This is a genomic window from Streptomyces sp. NPDC051909 (assembly GCF_040681095.1).
Classification (GTDB): Bacteria; Actinomycetota; Actinomycetes; order Streptomycetales; family Streptomycetaceae; genus Streptomyces.
Genome location: NZ_JBFAYA010000002.1, coordinates 217,730 through 241,252 on the forward strand (window position 1 = coordinate 217,730; position 23,523 = coordinate 241,252).

23 protein-coding genes are annotated in these 23,523 nt (G+C 71.4%); 16 read left to right on the plus strand and 7 right to left on the minus strand.

Annotated elements, in window-relative coordinates; genetic code table 11:
- Nucleotides 1-11: 11 nt before the first annotated feature.
- Both AB0M18_RS03960 and AB0M18_RS03965 read right to left on the minus strand, forming a co-directional pair.
- Entirely contained in the window at nucleotides 12-758 is a 747-nt protein-coding gene (locus AB0M18_RS03960; protein ID WP_365755212.1) for a hypothetical protein, read from the minus strand.
- A gap of 204 nt (nucleotides 759-962) precedes the next feature.
- Nucleotides 963-1,775 carry a class I SAM-dependent methyltransferase gene (locus AB0M18_RS03965; RefSeq protein ID WP_365755213.1) on the minus strand — a complete coding sequence of 271 codons (813 nt, stop codon included), beginning with the start codon at nucleotides 1,773-1,775 and terminating at the stop codon, nucleotides 963-965.
- Between the two features lie 88 nt (nucleotides 1,776-1,863).
- Between AB0M18_RS03965 and AB0M18_RS03970 the strand changes: the two genes are divergently transcribed.
- The 3 genes from AB0M18_RS03970 (at nucleotide 1,864) to AB0M18_RS03980 (ending at nucleotide 4,427) form a co-directional block, all read left to right on the plus strand.
- Complete coding sequence (locus tag AB0M18_RS03970; RefSeq protein ID WP_365755214.1) at nucleotides 1,864-2,592, plus strand: GntR family transcriptional regulator; 729 nt, start codon at nucleotides 1,864-1,866, stop codon at nucleotides 2,590-2,592.
- An 81-nt stretch (nucleotides 2,593-2,673) separates the two neighbouring features.
- Entirely contained in the window at nucleotides 2,674-3,021 is a 348-nt protein-coding gene (locus AB0M18_RS03975; RefSeq protein WP_365755215.1) for a hypothetical protein, read from the plus strand.
- A 32-nt stretch (nucleotides 3,022-3,053) separates the two neighbouring features.
- Nucleotides 3,054-4,427, plus strand: coding sequence for a recombinase family protein (locus tag AB0M18_RS03980; protein WP_365755483.1), 1,374 nt, complete (start codon nucleotides 3,054-3,056; stop codon nucleotides 4,425-4,427).
- Nucleotides 4,428-4,485: 58 nt separating this feature from the next.
- On the opposite strand, the gene AB0M18_RS03985 is transcribed toward AB0M18_RS03980, so the two are convergent.
- Nucleotides 4,486-4,830, minus strand: coding sequence for a DUF3817 domain-containing protein (locus tag AB0M18_RS03985; RefSeq protein WP_265864802.1), 345 nt, complete (start codon nucleotides 4,828-4,830; stop codon nucleotides 4,486-4,488).
- Nucleotides 4,831-4,938: 108 nt separating this feature from the next.
- Between AB0M18_RS03985 and AB0M18_RS03990 the strand changes: the two genes are divergently transcribed.
- The 4 genes from AB0M18_RS03990 (at nucleotide 4,939) to AB0M18_RS04005 (ending at nucleotide 7,578) form a co-directional block, all read left to right on the plus strand.
- Entirely contained in the window at nucleotides 4,939-5,577 is a 639-nt protein-coding gene (locus AB0M18_RS03990) for an AIM24 family protein (RefSeq protein ID WP_265864803.1), read from the plus strand.
- Nucleotides 5,577-6,227 carry an AIM24 family protein gene (locus AB0M18_RS03995; RefSeq protein ID WP_365755216.1) on the plus strand — a complete coding sequence of 217 codons (651 nt, stop codon included), beginning with the start codon at nucleotides 5,577-5,579 and terminating at the stop codon, nucleotides 6,225-6,227. The genes AB0M18_RS03990 and AB0M18_RS03995 overlap by 1 nt, the downstream gene beginning before the upstream one ends.
- Complete coding sequence (locus AB0M18_RS04000; RefSeq protein WP_365755217.1) at nucleotides 6,224-7,021, plus strand: AIM24 family protein; 798 nt, start codon at nucleotides 6,224-6,226, stop codon at nucleotides 7,019-7,021. Before AB0M18_RS03995 ends, AB0M18_RS04000 begins: the two co-directional genes overlap by 4 nt.
- 80 nt (nucleotides 7,022-7,101) lie before the next feature.
- Complete coding sequence (locus tag AB0M18_RS04005; protein WP_365755218.1) at nucleotides 7,102-7,578, plus strand: MarR family transcriptional regulator; 477 nt, start codon at nucleotides 7,102-7,104, stop codon at nucleotides 7,576-7,578.
- Between the two features lie 104 nt (nucleotides 7,579-7,682).
- On the opposite strand, the gene meaB is transcribed toward AB0M18_RS04005, so the two are convergent.
- Together meaB and AB0M18_RS04015 are read right to left on the minus strand one after the other, a co-directional pair.
- On the minus strand, nucleotides 7,683-8,639 hold the full coding sequence (gene meaB, locus AB0M18_RS04010) for a methylmalonyl Co-A mutase-associated GTPase MeaB (protein WP_365755219.1): 957 nt from the start codon (nucleotides 8,637-8,639) through the stop codon (nucleotides 7,683-7,685).
- Nucleotides 8,640-8,675: 36 nt separating this feature from the next.
- Complete coding sequence (locus AB0M18_RS04015) at nucleotides 8,676-9,878, minus strand: acetyl-CoA C-acetyltransferase (protein ID WP_365755220.1); 1,203 nt, start codon at nucleotides 9,876-9,878, stop codon at nucleotides 8,676-8,678.
- A 137-nt stretch (nucleotides 9,879-10,015) separates the two neighbouring features.
- Between AB0M18_RS04015 and mce the strand changes: the two genes are divergently transcribed.
- The 7 genes from mce to AB0M18_RS04050 all read left to right on the plus strand — a co-directional run bounded on the left by mce (nucleotide 10,016) and on the right by AB0M18_RS04050 (nucleotide 20,369).
- Nucleotides 10,016-10,468 (plus strand): methylmalonyl-CoA epimerase, encoded by a 453-nt coding sequence (mce, locus tag AB0M18_RS04020; RefSeq protein WP_265864808.1) that lies wholly within the window; start codon nucleotides 10,016-10,018, stop codon nucleotides 10,466-10,468.
- A 203-nt stretch (nucleotides 10,469-10,671) separates the two neighbouring features.
- Nucleotides 10,672-15,273, plus strand: coding sequence for a polarized growth protein Scy (gene scy, locus AB0M18_RS04025; RefSeq protein ID WP_365755221.1), 4,602 nt, complete (start codon nucleotides 10,672-10,674; stop codon nucleotides 15,271-15,273).
- Between the two features lie 114 nt (nucleotides 15,274-15,387).
- A complete protein-coding gene (locus AB0M18_RS04030; RefSeq protein WP_128984664.1) occupies nucleotides 15,388-16,323 on the plus strand; it encodes a cellulose-binding protein in 936 nt (311 codons plus the stop codon).
- A gap of 139 nt (nucleotides 16,324-16,462) precedes the next feature.
- Nucleotides 16,463-17,437 carry an ATP-binding cassette domain-containing protein gene (locus AB0M18_RS04035; RefSeq protein ID WP_365755223.1) on the plus strand — a complete coding sequence of 325 codons (975 nt, stop codon included), beginning with the start codon at nucleotides 16,463-16,465 and terminating at the stop codon, nucleotides 17,435-17,437.
- 3 nt (nucleotides 17,438-17,440) lie between these two features.
- Nucleotides 17,441-18,220 (plus strand): ABC transporter permease, encoded by a 780-nt coding sequence (locus tag AB0M18_RS04040; RefSeq protein WP_365755224.1) that lies wholly within the window; start codon nucleotides 17,441-17,443, stop codon nucleotides 18,218-18,220.
- Nucleotides 18,221-18,390: 170 nt separating this feature from the next.
- Nucleotides 18,391-19,497 carry an ATP-binding cassette domain-containing protein gene (locus AB0M18_RS04045; RefSeq protein ID WP_365755225.1) on the plus strand — a complete coding sequence of 369 codons (1,107 nt, stop codon included), beginning with the start codon at nucleotides 18,391-18,393 and terminating at the stop codon, nucleotides 19,495-19,497.
- Nucleotides 19,498-19,529: 32 nt separating this feature from the next.
- Nucleotides 19,530-20,369: an ABC transporter permease gene (locus tag AB0M18_RS04050; RefSeq protein ID WP_365755484.1), complete on the plus strand. Its 840-nt coding sequence runs from the start codon at nucleotides 19,530-19,532 to the stop codon at nucleotides 20,367-20,369.
- 77 nt (nucleotides 20,370-20,446) lie between these two features.
- Here AB0M18_RS04050 and AB0M18_RS04055 read toward each other — a convergent pair whose 3' ends face one another.
- The gene (locus AB0M18_RS04055; RefSeq protein WP_365755226.1) at nucleotides 20,447-20,773 is read right to left on the minus strand and encodes an ATP/GTP-binding protein; all 327 of its coding nucleotides are present in this window, start codon (nucleotides 20,771-20,773) and stop codon (nucleotides 20,447-20,449) included.
- Nucleotides 20,774-20,995: 222 nt separating this feature from the next.
- Between AB0M18_RS04055 and AB0M18_RS04060 the strand changes: the two genes are divergently transcribed.
- Entirely contained in the window at nucleotides 20,996-22,030 is a 1,035-nt protein-coding gene (locus AB0M18_RS04060) for an LLM class flavin-dependent oxidoreductase (RefSeq protein ID WP_365755227.1), read from the plus strand.
- 106 nt (nucleotides 22,031-22,136) lie between these two features.
- Here the strand turns inward: AB0M18_RS04060 and AB0M18_RS04065 are convergent, their stop codons facing one another.
- On the minus strand, nucleotides 22,137-22,529 hold the full coding sequence (locus AB0M18_RS04065; RefSeq protein ID WP_365755228.1) for an SCO5389 family protein: 393 nt from the start codon (nucleotides 22,527-22,529) through the stop codon (nucleotides 22,137-22,139).
- A gap of 273 nt (nucleotides 22,530-22,802) precedes the next feature.
- Between AB0M18_RS04065 and nucS the strand changes: the two genes are divergently transcribed.
- A complete protein-coding gene (gene nucS / locus AB0M18_RS04070) occupies nucleotides 22,803-23,474 on the plus strand; it encodes an endonuclease NucS (protein ID WP_365755229.1) in 672 nt (223 codons plus the stop codon).
- Nucleotides 23,475-23,523: the final 49 nt, after the last annotated feature.

Genomic DNA, 23,523 nt, shown 5'->3' on the forward strand with positions numbered 1-23,523 from the left:
CCGTCCCCTGTTCAGGCGTCGAGCGGACCCGGTTTCGTGGACCGCAACGCACGCACTCGGGCGCGGAAGACACGCCAGCGCCGCTCGTTGTCATGCACCAGCGTCGCCGACTCCGTCATCAGATCGGCCGCCCGGTCCAGCAGCTCGGAAGCCGAATAGAGGTAGGCGGGGGCCGTCCGGTCGCCGCCCAGGTCGGCCCGCAGCGCCCTCGGAGCGAAGTCGATGCGGGCCAGCAGGTCGAGAGCACGCCGCAGCAGCCGGGCGACCAGGACCTGAAGGCCCGCGGACTGCCAGTCGTTGGCGATGATCCGATGCCGCTCCCCGAGCAGGTCGGCCAGCGCCGGGTAGGCAGCCAGACCTCCGGCGATCTCCCACGCCTGCTCCATCGCACCGGCCAGCCAGGCACCCGTCTGCTCTACGTCATCCGCGACCAGGCCGACCTCACGCTTCAGCCGCCGCAGTTCGACCGGCTCGCCCTCCCCTTCCATGAAGAGGATCCCCGACGTCGCGACGAGCCCGGGGGCGTTGAGGTCCTCCGTGCCGGCGAACGAGGCGCCCGGCGCCTGTTCGCCCACGCCGACCACGCTCCACCGGTCGGCCAGCGTCCTCAGCGCCCGGGACCGCTCCTGCAGCTCGCCGGCCTGCCGCAACGGTGCCTGCGAGTAGTACTCCTCATGCTCGCGATGGAACCGCGCGAGATTGTCGATCAACTGCAACAACGACTCAGGAGGGCTGAGCCGCGCCTCGTCCTCGGCCATGTCGGCAGTGTGCACCAGGTCCCACGGGCGCAGACGTCCAGCCACGCCCGTACGCGTCGGCGATGAGCCGCCCGGCACTCGCGGATCGACGTCACGTCACGAGTGCCGGCCTCAGTCGGCCAGGTGCCGCTCCACCGTCTCGACCTTCTTCGTCAGGCCGTCCGTGACACGCGCCGTCGCCGCCGTGGAGGCCCGCGCACCGCGCTAGACGGTGGCGACAGCGAGCATGTGGGAGCTCGCCGAGAGCAGGTCCGGGTGGGGCTCCGCAAGGCGGGCGGCCGTCAGGGCGGCCTGGAACATCGCCGTTCCGACCACGCTCTCCTTGGCGTATTGTTCCGTCGCCTTGAGCGCGGACCACACCGGCCCTTCGATCCCGAAGACGACCGGGTCCGTCAGACCGGCCTCGTCCAGTTCGGCGGCCAGGCCTTCGCCCGTATGGAAGTACGAGCTGGTGAACCCCTTACGGCCAGGCGCGTGGACGCCCGTGACGAGGATGTCGGCCACGGCGTCGCGAACGCGGTCGACCGTGAGCATGGTGGTGGCGACATGCTCGAAGAGCGAGGCGTAGCGGCCGATGGCCGCCGCCGCGACCAGACCTCCGGGGCGGACGACCCGGGCCGCCTCGCGCAGCGCGCGAATGCGGTCGTCGTGGTCGAGCAGGTGGTACAGCGGACCGAGCACGAGCGCCACGTCGTACGAGTCGTCAGGCGCGCCCAACGCCCGGGCATCCCCGAGCGTGGACGGAATCCCCAGCGCGGACGCCTCCTCGACGTGGCGCGGGACCGGGTCGACGAGCTCGACGTCGTAACCGTCCTCGATCAGCCATCGGGCGTGTGCGCCGGGCCCTCCGCCGATGTCGAGGATCCGGGCCGGCGCGTCCGGCAGGTGCCGTCGCAGCAGTTCCTGAGTACGGACCATCTCAAGGACCCCGTCGGCGCTGCCGGTCAGCCGCTCGGACTCGTTGATGGTCTCGCTGTAGAAGGCGATGATCTCGGGACCTACGGAAGGTGTGGACATGGTGGCGATTGTGACCGCTGGCGGTGCGAGGTAACAGCCCCCTAGCCTGACCGGTCAACCGGTCAGCGTCACACACCAGGGAACGGACATGCCTCTACTGAAGTACGAGCAGATCGCCGAGAGCCTGCGCCGCCGCATCGCCGACGGGGAGTTCGAACCGGGCTCCCTCCTCCCCTCCAGCCGCGACCTGTGCGAGCAGTGGGGCGTCTCGCGGGCGACGGCCATCAAAGCCATGGAGACACTCCGCGCCGACGGTCTGGTGACGCCCCACCAGGGGCGCGGATTCTCGGTCGTGGAAACCCCGGTGGCCAGGCCGGCCGGCGGGCGCGGCCCCGGCACCAGCCGCATTCAGGGAGGGATGCCGTTCAAGCGCCTCGGCGTGCCGGAGTTGCTGGTGCCGCCCTCCCACGTCGCCGAAGTCTTGGGGCTGGGGAGCGGCGTACGCGCCCTGCACCGCGCCCGGTTGACTCTGCTGGACGACGGTCGACCGCACTCCCTCACCACGGCCTGGTTCCCGCCCGACATCGCCGAGGCCTGCCCTCGGCTGCACCAGAACGGTCCGATCGCCGAAGGAACCACCCACTACGTCCGGCGCACGACCGGTCGGGGCCCGGTCCGGGGCGTGGACGTCACCTCGGTCCGGCTGGTGACCAGCGCCGAAGCGGAACAGCTTCGGGTGAAGCGCCCGTGCGCCGTCGCCGTGGTGCTGCACACGGCGTACGACGCGCAAGACCGGCCACTGGTCTGCGAGGAGGGCCTGACACCCGAGGGAGTGTGGGAGCGCACGGACAACTATTCGATGGGTCACGGGGATTGACTGGACCGGTCCACCGGTCCAGTCTAATTCCGACGGCAGGCATACGTACGGTGCGCTTCGCCGGCCGGAAGGAGGATCCGCATGCCCACGCCACCCGAGGAACCCCGCATCGGCGAACCGAGCCGGACCCTGCGCTTACGGGCGGCCGACGGATGGGAACGGTTCATGCGCCGCGGCCAGGACCACGCCGGAGAGGAAGGCGCCCTTCACTCAGTCGGCGCCGACGGCTACGAGCGGCACCCGCTACTGAACACACTGGTCCGCGACGTCGCCTCGCGCGGCGTGGGACGGCTCACCGCCGTCACCCACGAGCTTCAGGACGGCGGCCGCCCGGTTCGCCTGGCGCACATCCGGCCGGCGTCCGGTGTCGAGTGGACCACGGCGGCGGACAACATCCGCGCCGTATCGATCAACGGCAGCACCCCATGACCGACGCCACCACCGCGGGTAGGGCCGCTCCGTTGTCTCGGCCTTCTCCGTCAGTCGCGCCATCGCACCGGACCGAACAACGGCCGGTCGTCGCCGTCTACCTACGGCTGTCACGCGAGTCCGACGACAGCGCGAGCCTTCAAACCCAGAGGTCCTCCACTCACCGCTGGTTACTCGCCCACGGGTACGACCCGGCGGATGCCCTTGAGTACGTCGACACCGGGACGTCCGGCACGAAACCGCTGGAAGCACGGAAGGGTATGGCCGCCCTGATCGCCGCACGCCCCACCGTGGTTGTGGCTTGGAAGCTGGACCGCTTGACCAGGTCCGTGTCCGAGTTCCTGCGGCTGGCCGCCTGGGCCGAAGCTCATGGCACGTCGATTGCCACCACCGACCACGTCGTCGACACAACAACGCCGACCGGGCGTCTGGTGGCGGCGGCCCTGGCCGCGCTTGCCGAGTGGGAGCGCAACATGATCGCGTCCCGCATCACCGACGGGCACGCCACACGCCGGGGTCAAGGCCGTTGGTCCTCGGGCCGTCCGCCGTTCGGCTACCGCATCGAGCGGCGGGACGGCGCCGCCTTCCTCGCCATCGACGAAAGCCAAGCCGGAAAGATCCGCAAAGCTGTCACGGCTCTGGTCAACGGGTCCACGGTGGCCGCCACAGCACGCATGACGGGCCTGTCAGAGCCTCAGTGGCGACGGCTCCTGAAATCACCCACGCTGCGGGGTCAACGAACACACAAGGGCGAACTGGTCCGCGAGCCGGACGGCATAACTCCCATGAAATTCGCAGAGGAGATCCTCTCCTCTGTCGAGTTGCGCGCCGTCCATGAGCGCCTGCTGACCCTGGCCACAGGCCAGGGTCGCGCCCCGCGCCGCGCCACCCTCATGTGCTCCGGCATGGCGTTCTGCCACCGATGCGCCGGGAAGCTGAATGGCGGCACGTCGGACAAGGGCATCCCCCTGTACCGCTGCAAGGCGGGCCACGTCACCATCTACGCGGCGACGCTGGACGGCCGTGTGGAGACGGAGTTCCTGACGAGATTCGCGTCCCGCGCCGAGACCGTCATTCGGCTGGAGGGTGGCAACGACTTGTCCGCCGAGCTGCTCGAAGCGAAGGAGCAGGCAAAGCGCCTGGCCGCACGTATGGCCACCGCCGGCCCGCTGATGTCGGGGACGCTCGAGAGCTTGACCCAGGACCTCGAAGACACATACGCCCGGCTGAGGGCCGCACATGCCCCCGAGGTCCGGGAAGTCCAGGTGGACACCGGGCGAACGATGGCCCAGGCATGGGAGTCGTACGACATCCCGGCCCGGTCCCGCCTCCTGGCGGGCCTGAGGTTGCGGGTGACGCTCCACCCAAAGCAGATGACCGACCGCCTGACCGTGGCCTGGGGCTGACGCCAGAGGTTCCTACGGCACGATCCGCAGGAACCTCGGCCATCCACACGGGGGAAGGTTATGCGTTCACCACTCCCTCGCGGCGGGCGCGGGACGCGATGACCGCGGCCTCGGCCTCGCGCTTCAGCTTGCGCTCGGCGACGAAGCCGCCGAAGGGCAGCACGGAGAGGACGAAGTAGAGGGCGGCCGTGCCGAAGCTCCACTTGGTCTTGTTCCAGGCGTCCAGCCAGAAGAGCACGTAGAGGATGAAGAGGATGCCGTGGATCGCACCCATGACCGGCACCGCGTTGAAGTCCGTGGTCCGCTTCAGCACCGAGCAGACCAGGAGCAGCAGGAACGACACTGCTTCCGGGGCGGAGACGAGCCGGAGCCGGTGCAGGGAGGAGGCGGTCTTGATGTCCACGGGAGGGGTCACCTTCGTTCGGATCTTGTGAACGGATGCACAAGGGCCGTTCCATTGTGCACGGCGACTTTGCTGTCCCTTTATCCGGGGGGCCAGTACCTTCCCTCCGTGGCAACGTTCCGACTCCAAGGCAGCAAAGTGCTCGCCGTGACCATGACCGGCGACGCCGTGAAGGCGAAAAACGGCTCGATGGTCGCCTACGACGGCCAGATGGCCTTCAAGAAGATGTCCGGCGGCGGTGAGGGCCTGCGCGGCATGGTCACGCGCCGGCTGACCGGTGAGCAGATGGAGGTGATGGAGGTCCGCGGGCAGGGCACCTGCTGGTTCGCCGACCGCGCCTCCGAGATCAACCTCGTCCAACTGCACGGCGACAAGCTGTGGGTGGAGGCGAGCAACCTGCTCTGCACCGACGCCGGGCTGCGCACCGGCACGACCTTCACCGGGTTGCGCGGCGGTGCGACGGGCAACGGTCTGTTCACCACGACCGTCGAGGGCACCGGCCAGGCCGCGATCATGTCCGACGGTCCGGCGGTGGTGCTCCGGGTGAGCCCGCAGTACCCGCTGTCCGTCGACCCCGGCGCGTACATAGCCCACCAGGGCAACCTCCAGCAGAGCTTCCAGTCCGGTGTGACCTTCCGCACCTTCCTGGGCGAGGGCGGCGGCGAGGCGTTCCAGATCCGCTTCGAAGGTGACGGACTCGTGTACGTCCAGCCGTCCGAGCGGAACACGATCGGGGGTGACGTCTGATGCCGTTCCGCGAGATCAACTCCAAGATGATCGAGGCCACGGTGATCCCGGGGCAGCGGCTCTTCAGTCAGCGTGGCGCCATGCTGGCGTACCGCGGCGACGTCACTTTCACGCCGAACATCGCCGGCGGCCAGGGCGGTCTGATGTCGATGATCGGGCGCCGGGTGGCCGGCGAGGCGACCCCGCTGATGACCGTCGAGGGCAGCGGCACCGTGATGTTCGGGCACGGCGGTCACCACATCCAGGTGATCGCGCTGACCGGCGACACCCTCTACGTGGAGGCCGACCGGCTGCTCGCCTTCGACGGCACCCTGGAGCAGGGCACCATGTTCATGGGCTCGCAGGGCGGCGTGATGGGCATGGTGCGCGGCCAGGTGACCGGCCAGGGCCTGTTCACCACGACCCTCAGGGGTCACGGCTCGGTGGCCGTGATGGCGCACGGCGGGGTGATCGAGCTGCCGATCACGCCGGGCCGGCCGGTGCACGTCGACCCGCAGGCGTACGTGGCGCACCACGGCGACGTGCGCAACAAGCTGTCCACGGCGCTGGGCTGGCGGGACATGGTGGGCCGCGGCTCGGGCGAGGCGTTCCAGCTGGAGCTGAGCGGCAGTGGCGCGGTGTACGTCCAGGCGTCGGAGGAGAAGCTGTGAGCACCCCTGTGGTCTACGACCCGATGACGCTGCCGTCGGACGACAACGTCAATCCGTACACCTTCTGCGTGGAGCTGAAGGGCTCCCAGTGGTTTCTGCAGAAGGGCAAGATGATCGCCTACTACGGGCGGATCGAGTTCAACGGGATCGGTCACGGCCGGCTCGACCGGCTGGTGCGGACCTCGTTCCACTCGCCGCTGCACGCGAGCGACTGGGTGGTGGCGGAGGGCAGCGGGAAGATGCTGCTCGCGGACCGGGCGTTCGACGTGAACTCGTACGACCTGGACGAGGGCAACCTGACGATCCGTTCGGGCAATCTGCTCGCGTACCAGCCCTCGCTGGCGCTGAAGCAGTCGATCGTGCCGGGCTTCGTGACGCTGATCGGTACGGGGAAGTTCGTGGCGGCGTCGAACGGTCCGGTGGTCTTCATGGAGCCGCCGCTGCGGGTGGATCCGCAGGCTCTGGTCGGCTGGGCGGACTGCCCCTCCCCCTGCCACCATTACGATCACGGCTATCTGACCGGCGTGATGGGCGGTGTGCGCGCCCTCACGGGCATCGGCGGCTCGTCGGGTGAGGAGCACCAGTTCGAGTTCGTCGGGGCGGGCACGGTGCTGTTGCAGTCCACGGAGCTGCTGATGCCGGAGCGGGCGATCGGTGAGGTGGGCGCGGCGCCGGGTGTGCCGGGCGCCGGTCACGGGGTGCCGGGATCGCATGGATCCGGCCAGAACCAGATGGGGTCGGTACCGCGTCTTCCCGGCCAGCTGGGGGACCTGCAGCGTCGCTTCGGTCTGTGAGCGGTAGTCTGCGGAGCGTGACGCGTCGAACACACTCCCAGCATTCGTCAAGTTTTCAACTTCTTAGGTAGAATCCATATATGGAGACCGAGACCGCCACCCCCTGGCTCACGGACGCAGAGCAGTGCGCCTGGCGCACCTTCCTGGACGTCAACAGAATGCTGACGTACCAGTTGGAGAAGGACCTCCAGCCCTTCGGCCTGACGATGAACGACTACGAGATCCTCGTGCATCTCTCGGAGTCGGCCGAGCGGCGGCTGCGCATGAGCGACCTGGCCACCGCCACCCTGCAGTCCAAGAGCCGGCTCTCCCACCAGATCACCCGGATGGAGAACGCCGGCCTGGTGCGCCGTGAGAACTGCGAGTCCGACCGGCGCGGGCTCTACGCGGTGCTGACGGACGAGGGCATGGCGACCATGCACAAGGTCGCCCCGCACCACGTCGAGTCGGTGCGCAGGCACTTCATCGACCAGATCGGCCCGGAGGCGCTCACCGACCTCCACGAGACGCTGAAGCCGGTCGCCGAGCAGCTGCGCGGCCGCCGCGGCAAGCCGTAGGCAGCCGCACAGCCGGTACGGGTCGGGCCCGGCGCCCCTGAGAGGGTGCCGGGCCCGACCCGTACGCGTCACGCCTAGGCCGTGTCTGATCCGCCGGACAGGCCCTAGTTGCCCGTCAGGCTGGCGATCAGCTCGTCCGAGGCCGCGTACGGGTCGAGCTCGCCGGCCGTGATGCGCTCGGCGAGCGCGTCGAGCCGGCGGTCGCCGCGCAGGTCGCCGATCCGCTCCCGCAGGGCCGTGACGGCGATCGTCTCGACCTCGCGGGCCGCCCGGGCCCGGCGCCGCTCCGCCAGTACCCCGTGCTCCTCCATCCAGGCGCGGTGCTTCTCCAGGGCCTCCACGACCTCGTCGACGCCCTCGCCGCGGGCGGCGACGGTCTTGACGATCGGGGGGCGCCAGTCGCCGGGCGCGCGGGCCTCGCCGAGGCCCAGCATGTGGTTGAGCTCGCGCGCGGTGGCGTCCGCGCCGTCCCGGTCGGCCTTGTTGACCACGTACACGTCGCCGATCTCCAGGATGCCCGCCTTGGCGGCCTGGATGCCGTCGCCCATGCCCGGGGCGAGGAGCACCACCGAGGTGTCGGCCTGGGAGGCGATCTCGACCTCGGACTGGCCGACGCCGACGGTCTCCACCAGGATCACCTCGCAGCCGGCCGCGTCCAGGACGCGGATGGCCTGCGGGGCGGACCAGGCGAGGCCGCCGAGGTGTCCGCGGGTGGCCATGGAGCGGATGTAGACGCCCGGGTCGGAGGCGTGCTCCGACATCCTCACCCGGTCGCCGAGCAGCGCCCCGCCGCTGAACGGCGAGGACGGGTCGACGGCGAGCACGCCGACTCGCTTGCCGGCCCTGCGGTACGCGGCGACGAGCGCCGAGGTCGAGGTCGACTTGCCGACGCCGGGCGAGCCGGTCAGGCCCACCACGTAGGCGTTGCCGGTCAGCGGCGCCAGTGCCGCCATCACCTCGCGCAGCTGCGGGGACGCCCCCTCCACCAGCGAGATCAGCCGGGCCACGGCGCGCGGCCGGCCCTCCCGTGCCTGGTCGACCAGTGCGGGAACGTCCACCATGTGCGCTGCTCCTTGAGGTGACGGATCACTTGCCCGTTACTTGCCGGGGACCTTCACGATCAGGGCGTCGCCCTGGCCGCCGCCGCCGCACAGGGCCGCCGCGCCCACGCCGCCGCCGCGGCGCTTGAGCTCCAGGGCCAGGTGCAGCACCACGCGGGCGCCGGACATGCCGAGCGGGTGGCCGAGCGCGATGGCGCCGCCGTTGACGTTCACCTTTTCGGAGGTGACGCCGAGGTCCTTCATTGACTGGTGGGCGACGGCGGCGAAGGCCTCGTTGATCTCGATCAGGTCGAGGTCGGAGACCTCCAGGCCCTCCTTCTTGAGGGCGTGCAGGATGGCGTTGGACGGCTGCGACTGGAGCGAGTTGTCCGGGCCGGCCACGTTGCCGTGGGCGCCGATCTCGGCGATCCACTCCAGGCCCAACTCCTGCGCCTTGGCCTTGCTCATCACGACCACGGCGGCGGCGCCGTCGGAGATCTGCGAGGCGGTGCCGGCGGTGATGGTGCCGTCCTTGGCGAAGGCCGGGCGGAGCTTGCCGAGGGACTCGGCGGTGGTCTCGCCGCGGATGCCCTCGTCCTGGGAGAAGACGACGGGCTCGCCCTTGCGCTGCGGGATCTCGACCGGGGTGATCTCGGCCTCGAAGATGCCGTTCTTCTGGGCGGCGGCGGCGCGCTGGTGCGACAGCGCGGCGATCTCGTCCTGGACCTCGCGCGGGATGCCGAGGCGGGCGTTGTGCTTCTCGGTGGACTCGCCCATCGCGATGCCGTCGAAGGGGTCGGTGAGGCCGTCGTACGCCATCGTGTCGAGCATCTCGATCGCGCCGTACTTGAAGCCCTCGCGGGACTTCGCCAGCGCGTGCGGCGCGTTCGTCATGGACTCCTGGCCGCCGGCCACGATGATGTCGAACTCGCCGGCGCGGATCAGCTGGTCGGCGAGCGCGATGGCGTCCATGCCCGACAGACACACCTTGTTGACGGTGAGCGCGGGGACGTTCATCGGGATGCCGCCCTTGACGGCGGCCTGGCGGGCGGGGATCTGCCCGGCGCCCGCCTGGAGCACCTGGCCCATGATCACGTACTGCACCTGGTCGCCGCCGATGCCGGCCCGGTCCAGGGCGGCCTTGATGGCGAATCCGCCGAGGTCGGCGCCCGAGAAGGACTTGAGGGAGCCGAGCAGGCGGCCCATGGGCGTGCGGGCGCCCGCGACGATCACTGAGGTGGTACCGGTCGTTCCAGACATGAGGCGCAGCCCCTTGGGATGAGGAGTGAACGAGGGTTTACGTTCAATGTACTGAGCCGCGACGGGCCGGGTCACCGGCCTGCCGGTGTGACGGCGCGCACGTTGCGTAACCATCGGGTCGGCGCTGCACTGGAGGCATGCTGACGCGTATCGACCACATCGGGATCGCCTGCTTCGACCTCGACAAGACGGTGGAGTTCTACCGGGCGACCTACGGCTTCGAGGTGTTCCACGAGGAGGTCAACGAGGAGCAGGGCGTGCGCGAGGCCATGCTCAAGATCAACGAGACCTCCGACGGCGGCGCCTCCTACCTCCAGCTCCTGGAGCCCACCCGCGAGGACTCCGCGGTGGGCAAGTGGCTGGCGAAGAACGGCGAGGGTGTGCACCACATCGCCTTCGGCACGGCCGACGTCGACGCCGACTCGGAGGCCATCCGGGGCAAGGGCGTCCGGGTGCTCTACGACGAGCCGCGGATCGGCTCCATGGGCTCCCGCATCACCTTCCTGCACCCCAAGGACTGCCACGGCGTCCTGACGGAACTGGTCACTTCGGCGAAGCCCTCCGCTGACCACTCCTCAGCGGAGCACTGACCTCCGGATTCCCGGCCCGGTAGAGTGGGCAACTCCGGGCCGGGGCCGGTCGGGGCCGTCCGCGTGCGGCTGCGAAGTCGGGATGTCGGGGTCGTCCGATCTGCCACGATTCCCCGGGGGGACCGTTCTGTCCGGTGAACGGTGCTCGTCGGAACGTCGCGACCAGGGTTGGGGTCTCCCCTGCTCGCCTGGCTCGGGGAAGGATGGACCGCGCAGTGCGGGGCTACGAACGCCAGGAGAGCCACCGAGCTGAAGACGACCATCTCTCGCGGTTCGAGGCCGAGATGGACCGGCTGAAGAAGGAGCGAGAGAAGGCCGTCCAGCACGCCGAGGACCTCGGGTACCAGGTCGAGGTGTTGCGCGCCAAGCTCCACGAGGCGCGCCGCACGATCGCGTCCAGGCCCGCCTACGACAGCGCGGACATCGGCTACCAGGCCGAACAGCTGCTGCGCAACGCGCAGATGCAGGCCGAGCAGCTGCGCCAGGACGCCGAGCGCGAGCTGCGCGAGGCCCGCGCCCAGACGCAGCGGATCCTGCAGGAGCACGCCGAACAGCAGGCCCGGCTCCAGGCCGAGCTGCACACCGAGGCCGTGCAGCGCCGCCAGCAGCTCGACCAGGAGCTGAGCGAGCGCCGGCAGACCGTCGAGTCGCACGTCAACGAGAACGTGGCGTGGGCCGAGCAGCTGCGGGCCCGCACCGAGTCCCAGGCCCGCCGCCTCCTCGAGGAGTCCCGGGCCGAGGCCGAGCAGGCGCTCGCCGCCGCCCGCGCGGAGGCCACCCGGATCGCCGAGGAGACCCGCCGCCGCTCCGGCACCGAGGCGGAGACCGCCCGCGCCGAGGCCGAAGCGATTCTGCTGCGCGCCCGCAAGGACGCCGAGCGGATGCTCACCGCCGCCTCCAGCCAGGCCGAGGAGGCCACCGGCCACGCCGAGCGGCTGCGCTCCAGCGCCACCGCCGAGACGGACCAGGCCCGCCGCGAGGCCGCCGAGCTGTCCCGTACGGCCGAGGTCCGCGTCCAGGAGGCCGAGCTCAGGCTGCGCGAGGCCCGGGTGGAGGCCGAGCGCACCCTCTCCGAGGCCAAGGACGCCGCGGCCAAGCAGATCGCGAGCGCCGAGTCCGTCAACGAGGCGCGCACCCGCACCGCCAAGTCCGAGATCGCCCGCCTCGTCGGCGAGGCCACCAAGGAGGCCGAGGCCCTCAAGGAGCAGGCCGAGGAGAAGCTCCGCGAGGCCACCGCCGAGGCCGAGAAGCTGGTCTCCGAGGCCTCCGACAAGGCCCGTACGGTCGCCGCCGAGGACTCCGCCGCCGCGCTCGCCAAGGCCGCGCGCAGCGCCGAGGAGATCCTCACCAAGGCCTCCGCGGACGCCCAGGAGACCACCCGCAAGGCCGCCGAGGAGGCCGAGCGGATCCGCCGCGAGGCCGAGACCGAGGCCGACCGGCTGCGGTCCACCGCCGAGGAGCAGGCCGACGAGCTGCTCGGCTCGGCGAAGGACGACACCAAGGAGTACCGCGCCAAGACGGTCGAGCTGCAGGAGGAGGCCCGCCGGCTGCGCGGCGAGGCCGAGCAGCTGCGCGCCGAGGCGATCGCCGAGGGCGAGCGGATCCGCGGCGAGGCCCGGCGCGAGGCCGTCGGCCAGATCGAGGAGGCGGCGAAGACCGCCGAGGAGCTGCTGACCAAGGCCCGCAAGGACGCCGAGGAGCTGCGCGGCAGCGCGGGCGCCGAGAGCGAGCGGGTGCGCGCCGAGGCCATGGAGCGGGCGCAGACCCTGCGCACCCAGGCCGAGGAGACCCTGGAGCGCACCCGGGCCGAGGCCGAGCGGCTGCGCGCCGAGGCCGAGGAGCAGGCCGAGTCGGTACGGGCCGCGGCCGACCGCGAGGCCGCCGAGACGCGCGAGGAGGCCGGGCGGGCCGCCGCGGCGCGCCGGGCCGAGGCCGCCGAGGAGCTGACCCGGCTGCACACCGAGGCCGAGAGCAAGCTCGCCTCGGCCGGCCAGGAGCTGACCGACGCCCGTACCGAGGGCGAGCGGATCCGGCGCGAGGCCGCCGAGGAGACCGAGCGGCTGCGCGCCGAGTCCGCCGAGCGGATCCGTACCCTCCAGGCGCAGGCCGAGACGGAGGCCGAGCGGCTGCGCGCCGAGGCCGCCGCCGACGCGTCGGCGACCCGGAGCGAGGCCGAGTCGGCCGCCGCTACCGTGCGTTCGGAGGCCGACGCCGAGGCCGAGCGGCTGAAGTCGGAGGCCCAGGAGACCGCCGACCGGGTGCGCGCGGAGGCCGCGGCCGCCGCCGAGCGGGTGGCCGCCGAGGCCGCCGAGGCGCTCGCCGCCGCCCAGGAGGAGGCCAACCGGCGCCGCCGGGAGGCCGAGGAGACCCTGGAGTCGGCGCGCGGCGAGGCCGGCCGGGAGCGCGAGGTCGCCCGCGAGCAGAGCGAGGAGCTGCTCGCCTCCGCCCGCAAGCGGGTCGAGGAGGCGCAGGCCGAGGCACAGCGCCTGGTGTCGGAGGCGGACGCCCGCGCCACCGAGATGGTGTCGGCCGCCGAGACCACCGCGCAGGAGGTGCGGGACTCGGTCTCGGGCCTGCGCGAGACGGCCGAGGAGGAGATCGCCGGGCTGCGCAGCGCCGCCGAGCACGCGGCCGAGCGCACCCGTACCGAGGCACAGGAGGAGGCGGACCGGGTCCGCGCCGACGCGTACGCGGAGCGGGAGCGGGCCACCGAGGACGCGAACCGGGTCCGCGAGCGCGCGCAGGAGGAGACCGAGGCCGCCAAGGCGCTGGCCGAGCGGACCGTCGCGGACGCGCTGGCCGAGTCGGAGAAGCTGCGGGCGGACACCGCCGAGTACGCGCAGCGGGTACGCACGGAGGTCACCGACGCGCTGGCCTCGGCCGACCAGGACGCGGCCCGCACCCGTGCGGACGCCCGCGAGGACGCCAACCGGATCCGTTCCGAGGCGGCCGCGCAGGCGGAGACCGTCGTGGGCGAGGCCCGTGCGGAGGCCGAGCGGATCGGCGAGGAGGCGTCGCACGTCCTCGACGAGGCGCGCGAGGCGGCGGACAAGCGCCGGGCGGACGCGGCCGAACAGGCCGACACCCTGATCGGCGAGGCAAGCGCGGAGGCCGAGCGGATCGCCAACGAGGCCGAGCAGCTTCTGCTGGAGGCCGAGCAGGTCAAGGCGGACGGCGAGGCCGAGGCCGAGGCGCTGCGGGCCGCCGCCCGCGCCGACGGCGAGCAGGTCCTCGACGAGGCCCGCAAGGCGGCCGACCAGCGGCGCACGGACGCCGCCGAACAGGCCGACACGCTCATCCGCGAGGCGAGCGCGGAGGCGGAGCGGCTCACCGCCGACGCCGAGCGGCTCAAGGCCGAGGCCGAGCAGGTCAAGGCCGAGGGCGAGGCCGAGGCCGAGGCGCTGCGGGCCGCCGCCCGCGCCGACGGCGAGCAGGTCCTCGACGAGGCCCGCAAGGCCGCGGACAAGCGGCGCGCGGACGCCGCCGAACAGGCCGACACCCTGGTGGGCGAGGCGACGGCGGAGGCCGAGCGGATCACCGCCGAGGCGGCGGAGCTGCTCGAGTCGACCGAGCAGGACGCGCAGCGGATCCGTACCGAGTCCGAGCAGGTCAAGGTGGACGGCGAGGCGCACGCGCAGGCGCTGCGCAGTGCCGCGCTCGCGGACGCCGACCGGATCCTGGACGAGGCCCGTAAGGCCGCGGACAAGCGCCGGGCGGACGCCGCCGAGCAGGCGGACAGCCTGATCGGCGAGGCCCGGGCGGAGGCGGAGCGGATCGGCGAGGAGGCATCGCGCGTCCTCGACGAGGCGCGCGAGGCGGCCGACCAGCGGCGTGCCGACGCGGCCGAGCAGGCGGACAGCCTGGTGGGCGAGGCGACGGCGGAGGCCGAGCGGATCGCCGCCGAGGCGGTACGGGTGCAGGCGGACGCCGAGGCCGCGGCCGAGGAGATGCGCTCCGAGGCGCGCGCGGAGGCCGACCGGACGCTCGACGAGGCCCGCGAGGCGGGCGCGAAGAAGCGCGCGGACGCCGCCGAGCAGGCCGACCAGCTGATCGCCAAGGCCCAGGAGGAGGCGCTGCGCGCCACCACCGAGGCCGAGGAGCAGGCGGACACGATGGTCGGCGCGGCCCGCAAGGAGGCCGAGCGGATCGTCGCCGAGGCGACCATCGAGGGCAACTCGCTGGTGGAGAAGGCCCGGACGGACGCCGACGAGCTGCTCGTCGGGGCGCGCTCGGACGCGACCGCGATAAGGGAGCGGGCGGAGGAGCTGCGCGGCCGGATCGAGGGCGAGATCGAGGAGCTGCACGAGCGGGCGCGGCGCGAGACGTCCGAGCAGATGAAGACGGCCGGCGAGCGTGTCGACAAGCTGGTGAAGGCCGCCGAGGAGCAGCGTGCGCAGGCCGAGGAGAAGTCCAGGGAGCTGGTCTCGGAGGCGACTTCGGAGGCGAGCAAGGTCCGTATCGCCGCGGTGAAGAAGGCGGAGGCGCTGCTCAAGGAGGCCGAGCAGAAGAAGGCCTCGCTGGTCGCGGAGGCGGAGCGGATCAAGGCCGATGCCGAGCGGATCAAGGCCGAGGCCGAGCAGGAGGCCGAGCAGACCGTCTCGGAGGGCAAGCGCGAGCTGGATGTCCTGGTGCGCAGGCGCGAGAACATCAATGCCGAGATCTCCCGTGTCCAGGACGTGTTGGAGGCGTTGGAGTCTTTCGAGACTCCGTCCTCGGGAGCGAAGTCCGACGGCGGCCGGGACGGGGTCAAGGCGGGCGCCGCGACGGGGTCCACTCGTTCGGGGGGCAAGTCCTCCGGTAGCTAGCCACTCAAAAGGCTGGACATTCTCCAGATCAAACGGGCATACGCTCGATGACACGCCGCTTCGACCCCTAGGATTCCCCCTAACACCTCACCGGTCTCATTCGACAGGAACCCCATGAGCGACACTTCCTCCCCCTTCGGCTTCGAGCTCGTGCGGCGTGGTTACGACCGCGGTCAGGTGGACGACCGCATTACCAAGCTCGTCGCCGACCGTGACAGTGCTCTGGCCCGAATCACCTCTCTGGAAAAGCGCATCGAGGAGCTGCACCTCGAGACGCAGAACGCCCAGGCCCAGGTCACCGACGCCGAGCCGTCGTACGCCGGTCTCGGCGCGCGCGTCGAGAAGATCCTCCGGCTCGCCGAGGAGGAGGCGAAGGACCTGCGAGAGGAGGCCCGTCGCGCCGCCGAGCAGCACCGTGAGCTCGCCGAGTCGGCGGCCCAGCAGGTGCGCAACGACGCCGAGTCGTTCGCCGCCGAGCGCAAGGCCAAGGCCGAGGACGAGGGCGTCCGGATCGTCGAGAAGGCCCAGGGCGAGGCCAACTCGCTGCGCGCCGAGGCCCAGAAGGACGCGCAGTCGAAGCGCGAGGAGGCGGACGCGCTCTTCGAGGAGACCCGCGCCAAGGCCGCCCAGGCCGCCGCGGACTTCGAGACCAACCTCGCCAAGCGCCGTGAGCAGTCGGAGCGCGACCTGGCCTCCCGTCAGGCCAAGGCCGAGAAGCGTCTCGCGGAGATCGAGCACCGGGCCGAGCAGCTGCGCCTGGAGGCCGAGAAGCTGCGTACGGACGCCGAGCGCCGGGCCCGCCAGACGGTGGAGACCGCGCAGCGCCAGGCCGAGGACATCGTGGCCGACGCGAACGCCAAGGCCGACCGGATCCGTTCGGAATCGGAGCGCGAGCTGGCGGCGCTGACGAACCGCCGCGACTCGATCAACGCGCAGCTGACCAACGTCCGCGAGATGCTGGCGACGCTGACCGGTGCCGCGGTGGCGGCGGCCGGCTCCCCGATCGACGACGAGCGCACCGCGGGCGTCCCGGCGCAGCAGACCCGCTGACCCGCTGACTCGCTGACTCGCCGACACTCTGAGCCGCTGACCCGCTGACCTCGGCGGTCGCCGTTTCGGGCACACTGGCGTAAAAGACCCCCTGTCATTCCGGTGGCGGGGGGTTTTGCGTGCCCTTAGGTTGGTACGCATGATCGAGCTGGAGGGTCTCACCAAACGGTTCGGGTCGAAGACGGCGGTCGACCACCTCACCTTCACCGTGCGCCCCGGAGTGATCACCGGCTTCCTGGGGCCGAACGGGGCGGGCAAGTCCACGACGATGCGGATGATGCTCGACCTGGACAACCCGACGAGCGGGACCGTCCGGATCGACGGCAAGCACTACCGGGAGCTCCAGGAGCCGCTGAAGTACATCGGGGCGCTGCTCGACGCCAAGGCGATGCACGGCGGCCGCTCGGCGTACAACAACCTGCTGTGTCTGGCCCAGTCCAACCGGATTCCGCCGCAGCGGGTCTCCGAGGTGCTCGATCTGGTCGGTCTGACGGCGGTGGCGCGGAAGAAGTCGAAGGGCTTCTCGCTCGGTATGGGCCAGCGGCTCGGAATCGCCTCCGCGCTGCTTGGCGATCCCGAGATCCTGATGTTCGACGAACCCGTCAATGGTCTGGACCCCGAGGGAATTCACTGGATCCGCAATCTGATGAAGGCGCTGGCCGCCGAGGGCCGGACGATCTTCGTTTCCAGTCATCTGATGAGTGAAATGGCGCTGACGGCCGATCATCTGATCGTGATCGGGCAGGGAAAGCTGCTCGCCGACACGTCGATGGCGGATTTCATCCAGCAGAATTCCCGGAGTTACGTACGGCTGCGCTCGCCGCAGCAGGAGCGGCTGCGGGACGTGCTGCACGCCAACGGCTTCGTCGCCGTCGAGGCGGGCGGCGGGGTCCTGGAGGTGGACGGCGCCACCACGGAGAAGCTGGGCGAGCTGGCGGCCTCCCAGCAGATCGTGCTGCACGAGCTGAGCTCCCAGCGGGCCTCGCTCGAAGAGGCGTTCATGCAGATGACGGCGGCCGCGGTGGAGTACCACGCGCACGGGACGGACATCCACGGCGGCGACGCCGGCGACACGGCCGGGCCCCGCTGGGGCGAGAGCTTCGAGGGAGCCTGATCGATGGCAGCGGTATCCGCGGTCCTGCAGTCGGAGTGGACCAAGATCCGGACGGTCTCGTCGACGGTGTGGACGCTCGCCAGCGCGCTCGTGGTGACGGTGGCGGTCGGCGCCGCGCTGTCCGCGGTGTTCAAGGCCACCTTCGACGACCTGTCCGAGCTGGAGCGGGCCACCTTCGACCCGACCTTCGTGAGCTTCACCGGGATGACGCTCGGCCAGCTGGCGATGGTGGTGTTCGGCGTGCTCGTGGTCGGCACCGAGTACTCCTCGGGCATGATCCGCACCTCGCTCGCGGCCGTCCCGCAGCGGGCCACCTTCCTCTTCTCGAAGATCGCGGTGGCCGGCGCGCTCGCGCTGCTCGTCGGCCTGGTGACCAGCTTCCTGTCCTTCTTCCTCGGGCAGGCGCTGCTCGGCGACCACCGCACCACGCTCGGCGCGGACAACGTGCTGCGGGCGGTGGTCGGCGCCGGCCTCTACATGGCCCTGATCGCGCTGTTCTCGATGGGCGTGGCCACGATGCTGCGCTCCTCGATGCTGTCGCTCGGCATCCTGGTGCCGTTCTTCTTCCTGATCTCGCAGATCCTCGCGGCGGTGCCGAAGGCGAAGGAGGTCGCCCGCTACTTCCCGGACCGGGCCGGCTCCAAGATCATGCAGGTGGTGCCGGACGCGCTGGGCTCGGAGAAGGCGCCGTACGGGCCGTGGGGCGGGCTCGGGATCATGGTGCTCTGGGTGGCGGCGGCGCTGCTCGGCGGCTATCTGGTGCTGAAGCGGCGCGACGCCTGACGGGCCCCTGAGTTTTCCCTGAACCGACCCTGGTCCTTCCCTCAGGTCTCGATTCCGCTTCGTCGGAACCGTAAACGGCTGGATAAGCTCTTCGCTCATACGGGGGGCTACGGCCGCCGGCCGCGACGCCCCGACGAGGACACGACCTGACCTGTCGATGGGGCTGGAGAATGATCGAGGCAGTCGGCCTGACCAAGCGCTACGGCGCGAAGACGGCCGTGTACAACCTTTCCTTCCAGGTGAGACCGGGCCATGTCACCGGCTTCCTGGGCCCCAACGGCTCGGGCAAGTCGACCACCATGCGCATGATCCTCGGCCTGGACATGCCGACCTCCGGCCATGTGACGATCGGCGGCCACCCCTTCCGGCAGCTGCCGAACGCGCCCCGGCAGGTCGGCGCGCTGCTCGACGCGAAGGCCGTGCACGGCGGCCGCAGCGCCCGCAACCACCTCCTGTCGCTCGCCCAGCTGGCCGGCATCCCGGCCCAGCGGGTCGACGAGGTGCTCGGCGTGGTCGGCCTCCAGGACGTGGCCAAGCGCCGCTCCAAGGGCTTCTCGCTCGGCATGGGGCAGCGCCTCGGCATCGCGGCGGCGCTGCTCGGCGACCCGCAGGTGCTGCTCTTCGACGAGCCGGTCAACGGTCTGGACCCCGAGGGCATCCTCTGGGTGCGCAACCTGATGAAGAAGCTGGCCGCCGAGGGCCGCACCGTCTTCGTCTCCAGCCACCTCATGAGCGAGATGGCGCTGACCGCCGACCACCTGATCGTGATCGGCCGCGGCCAGCTGCTCGCCGACATGAGCGTCAAGGACTTCATCTCGGCGAACTCGGCCGACTTCGCCCGGGTCCGCACCCCGCAGACCGAGCCGCAGCAGCGCGAGAAGCTGACCGCGGTGCTCACCGAGGCCGGCGGCCGGGTCCTCTCGGAGCCGGACGGCGCGCTGCGGGTCACCGGCCTCGCGCTGCCCAGGATCAGCGATCTGGCGCACGAGGCGGACGTCCGGCTGTGGGAGCTCTCCCCGCACCAGGCGTCCCTGGAGGAGGCGTACATGCGCATGACGCAGAGCGCCGTGGACTACCGCTCCACCGACGACCGTCTCGCGCATCTCCAGGCGCCGGTGCCGCCGCACCAGCTGCCGCAGGACCCGCAGGCGCAGTACGTGATCCCCGAGGTGCCGCAGCAGGGCTGGTACGCCCCGCCGCCGCCCGGACAGAACCCGTACGCCACCGCCCCGCAGGACCCGCAGCAGCCGGGCCAGAACCCGGAGGACGCCCGATGAGCAGCTCCACCCCGATGAACGGACCGGCGCCGATGGGCGGACCGGCCCCGATGGGCGGGCCGGCGCCCGCCCCGTACGCGTACACCTCCCCCATCCCGGTCCGCCGGGCGCATCTCGGCGACGCGCTCGCCTCCGAGTGGACCAAGATCCGCTCGGTGCGCTCGACGATCTGGACGCTGGGGGTCATGGCGCTGCTCATGCTCGGCATCGGGCTCGCGGTCGGCGCCATCGCCGCCGCCTCGACGCCCGAGTTCTCCGAGGAGCCCGCGCTCGGACTCGGCTTCTTCGGCGTCCTGCCGGCCTCGATCTGTGTGATCACCCTCGGCGTGCTCACCATCAGCTCCGAGTACGGCACGGGCATGATCCGCACCACGCTGACCGCCTGCCCGAGCCGCGGCCGGGTGCTCGGGGCGAAGGCGATCGTCTTCTTCCTGCTGGTCTTCTCGATCGTCACGGTGCTCACCGCGGTGGTGGCCGCGGCGCAGGTGTCGATGGTCGACGCGGCCACGCCGTCCGGCGGCGAGTGGCTGCGGGCCACCGTCGGCGTCGCGCTCTTCCTGTCGCTGCTCGGTCTGCTCGCGATGGGCGTCGGCGCGATCGTGCGGCACTCGGCGGGCGCGATCACCGTGATGATCGGTGTGCTGCTGCTCCCGCTGGTGGCGGCGATGTTCATGTTCTCGGAGGCGCTGCGTTCGGTGCAGGAGGCACTGCTGATGTACGCGCTGCCCTCGCAGATGATCGCGCTCTACACCGAGACCGCGCCGTTCGAGGGCAAGGGTCCGGCCGGCTGGGAGCCGGTGCTGATCCTGTTCGCTCTGACGGCGGCCGTGCTCGGCGGCGCGTTCGCGCTGCTCAACAGCCGGGACGTCTAGGGCGTGTCCGGCGGACCCGACCCTGATCCGCCGGACACCCCCTAGGGCCGCACGGAAGAGTGCTCGGTGGCGAGGCGTCAGTAGCGAGGCGCGTTGCGGGACCGCTGCACCCGGGTGGTGCGGCGGTCCTTCGCGTTCCAGCAGGCCTTGTGCCAGTGCCGTCGGTCGTCGACCCCGCCGTACTCGGGCCAGGCCACCAGGTGCGGGGCGCCCGGGGGGATCCCCTGGTCGCAGCCGGGGCAGCGGTAGTGCTTGCCCGGCGCGCTGGCGCCGGCGACGTGGCGCACGTACCACTCCTCGCCCTGCCAGGTCTCGGTGCTCTGCACGCCGCCGTACCGGTCGCCCTGATCGCTCGGCCGGTCGGGCTTCGCGCCGCCTCGGGGGCGGTTGTGGCGCGGGGACACTTCGGCACCTCGCTCGGGCTCGGGGACACGGACGGTTCGGTCCAGCGTACGGGCCGCGACGGGGTGTCCCGGCACGGGCGGGTGGCGGATCAACGGAAAATCGCAAGAACTTCATGCCAGGCCGTTGCCTTTGGCACGTGTCAGACGTTGTTGCCAGTACGAGGGGGACGCGCGGGCGAAGACCGCCAGGGAGACCGCGCCGGCCGCGAGGAGGCAGAAGCGATGCGCGTGGGTACGTTCGTGCTGGCCGCCCAGTTTCCGGGGCAGGGCCAGGGTGAGGCACTGCACCGGGCGGTGCGGACCGCGGAGGTCGCCGAGGAGGCGGGCCTCGACTCGGTCTGGCTGGCCGAGCACCACTTCGTGCCGTACGGGGTGTGTCCCTCGGCCGTCACCCTGGCCGCCCTGCTGCTCGGCCGGACCCGCCGGCTCCGGGTGGGCACGGCGGTCAGCGTGCTGCCGAGCGTCCACCCGGTGGCGCTGGGCGAGCAGGCCGCCCTGCTGCACGTGACCTCCGGGGGCAGATTCACCCTCGGGGTGGGCCGCGGCGGCCCGTGGATCGACCTGGAGGTGTTCGGCGCGGGACTGCCCGCGTACGAACAGGGGTTCCCCGACTCCCTCGACCTGCTGCTCCGCTGGCTGACCGAGCCCCGGGTGGGCGCCCGGGGAGAGCGGTACGCCTTCCGCGAGGTGGCGGTCGTGCCGCGCCCCGGCGAGCTGATCGGCGGACCGGCCGCCCCCGAGGTGGTGGTCGCCTGCACCTCGCGCTCCACCGTGCGGCTGGCGGCCGAGCGCGGGCTGCCGATGCTGCTCGGCATGCACTGCGGCGACGAGGAGAAGGCCGAGATGGTGGCCTGCTGGCAGCGGGCCGCACGGGAGGCCGGGCGCACCCCGGACGAGATCGCGGAGATCGGCGCCGGCCATGTCTCGGCGGGCGTGGTCCAGCTGGCGGACCGCCCGGCGGAGGCCTCCGAGGCCCTGCTGAAGGCGATGCCGGGCTGGCTGAAACAGGGTCTCGACGCTCATGTCACGGTGGACGGCAGGTTTCGATCGATGCGCGACCCCGTGGCGTACACCGAGCTGCTGTGCGGGCTTCACCCGGTGGGCACCCCCCGGCTCGCGGCGGACCGGCTCGCGGCGACCGCGGAGCGCACGGGCATCACCCGTTTCGCGCTGCTCGCGGAGGGCTCCGGCGACCTGGCCGCCACGGAGGAGAACCTGCGGCGACTGGGCTCCGAGGTGCTTCCGCTGCTCGTCTGACATGTGCGGTGAGGGGACTCTCCGGGTGTGACGACGCCGTGACGACCGTGCCGCCGCTTCCGCGATCAGTGATCTCCCGCGACGCGGGGCGGCGGCACCAGGCCTGTCAGCAGTCGCGCAGTTCCGGCGACTGGTTGAGGAGCTGCGCCCGTACGGACGTGAAGCGGGCGAGCCGCTCGTCGACCGACGGGTCCAGCGGGAAGACCGCCACCCGGTGGCAGTTCTGGAAGGCGAGGCGTACCCCGAAGTGCCGCTGAAGCGCACCACGGATGGCATCGCTCGCGAGAGCGCGCAGCAGCTGACCACGTGCCTGCTCGTCCGGCGGCGGCGTCTGGTTGTCGGCGAAGTCTCCGCCGTCGACCTTCAGCTGGGCCACCAGAGAACTGATCATCTCCCATGCGAAGGGCAGGGAGGTCCGGACGCAGTCGACGAAGGCGGCTTCGTCGACCTCGCCTCGCTCGGCCTGTTCCAACAGTGCCGGTGAGACGTCGAGCGACATGGGTTCTCCTCTCGCGACCCCGACGGGCGGGGTCTTGCGGGCAGGGACAGGTGGCAGTCGTCGCGCACGCAGCGTGCACGGACGACGACCTCCTGTCCTCCACGTTAGGCGCCGGGTCCTGCCCGCACCAGGAGAATGGGCACACAACCGGCCAATAAGTGACGGGGGTTGGGCGCACGCGCCGCGGGCGCCCGGCGGACACCGGCGCCCGCCCGGCGCCCGCCCGGCGCCCGAATCGCGTGGAGGCTCGTCCGTCTTGTAGCGTTGCGGACCATGCGTCTCGTCATTGCCCGTTGTTCCGTGGACTACGCGGGCCGGCTCACGGCCCACCTGCCCTCCGCCCCCCGTCTGATCCTGGTCAAGGCAGACGGCAGCGTCTCGATCCACGCGGACGACCGGGCGTACAAACCGCTCAACTGGATGTCCCCGCCGTGCACCCTCAAGGAGGGCGTCGACGGCGAGGAGGGCATCTGGACCGTGATCAACAAAGCGGGCGAGAAACTGATCATCACGATGGAGGAGATCCTCCACGACTCCTCGCACGAGCTGGGCGTCGACCCCGGTCTGATCAAGGACGGCGTGGAGGCACACCTCCAGGAGCTGCTCGCCGACCGCATCGAGACCCTCGGCGAGGGCTGGACCCTGGTCCGCCGCGAGTACCCGACGGCGATCGGCCCGGTGGACATCCTGTGCCGGGACTCCGGCGGCGGCACGGTCGCGGTGGAGATCAAGCGGCGCGGCGAGATCGACGGCGTGGAGCAGCTGACCCGCTACCTGGAGCTGCTCAACCGCGACCCGCACCTCGCGCCGGTGAAGGGCATCTTCGCGGCGCAGGAGATCAAGCCGCAGGCCCGGGTCCTCGCGAACGACCGCGGCATCGACTGCGTGGTGCTCGACTACGACGCGCTGCGCGGCATCGAGGACGACAAGCTGCGCCTGTTCTGACGTCGGTTCTTCCGTAGGTACGGGCGAGGGCCCGGGTGCGAGTGATCGC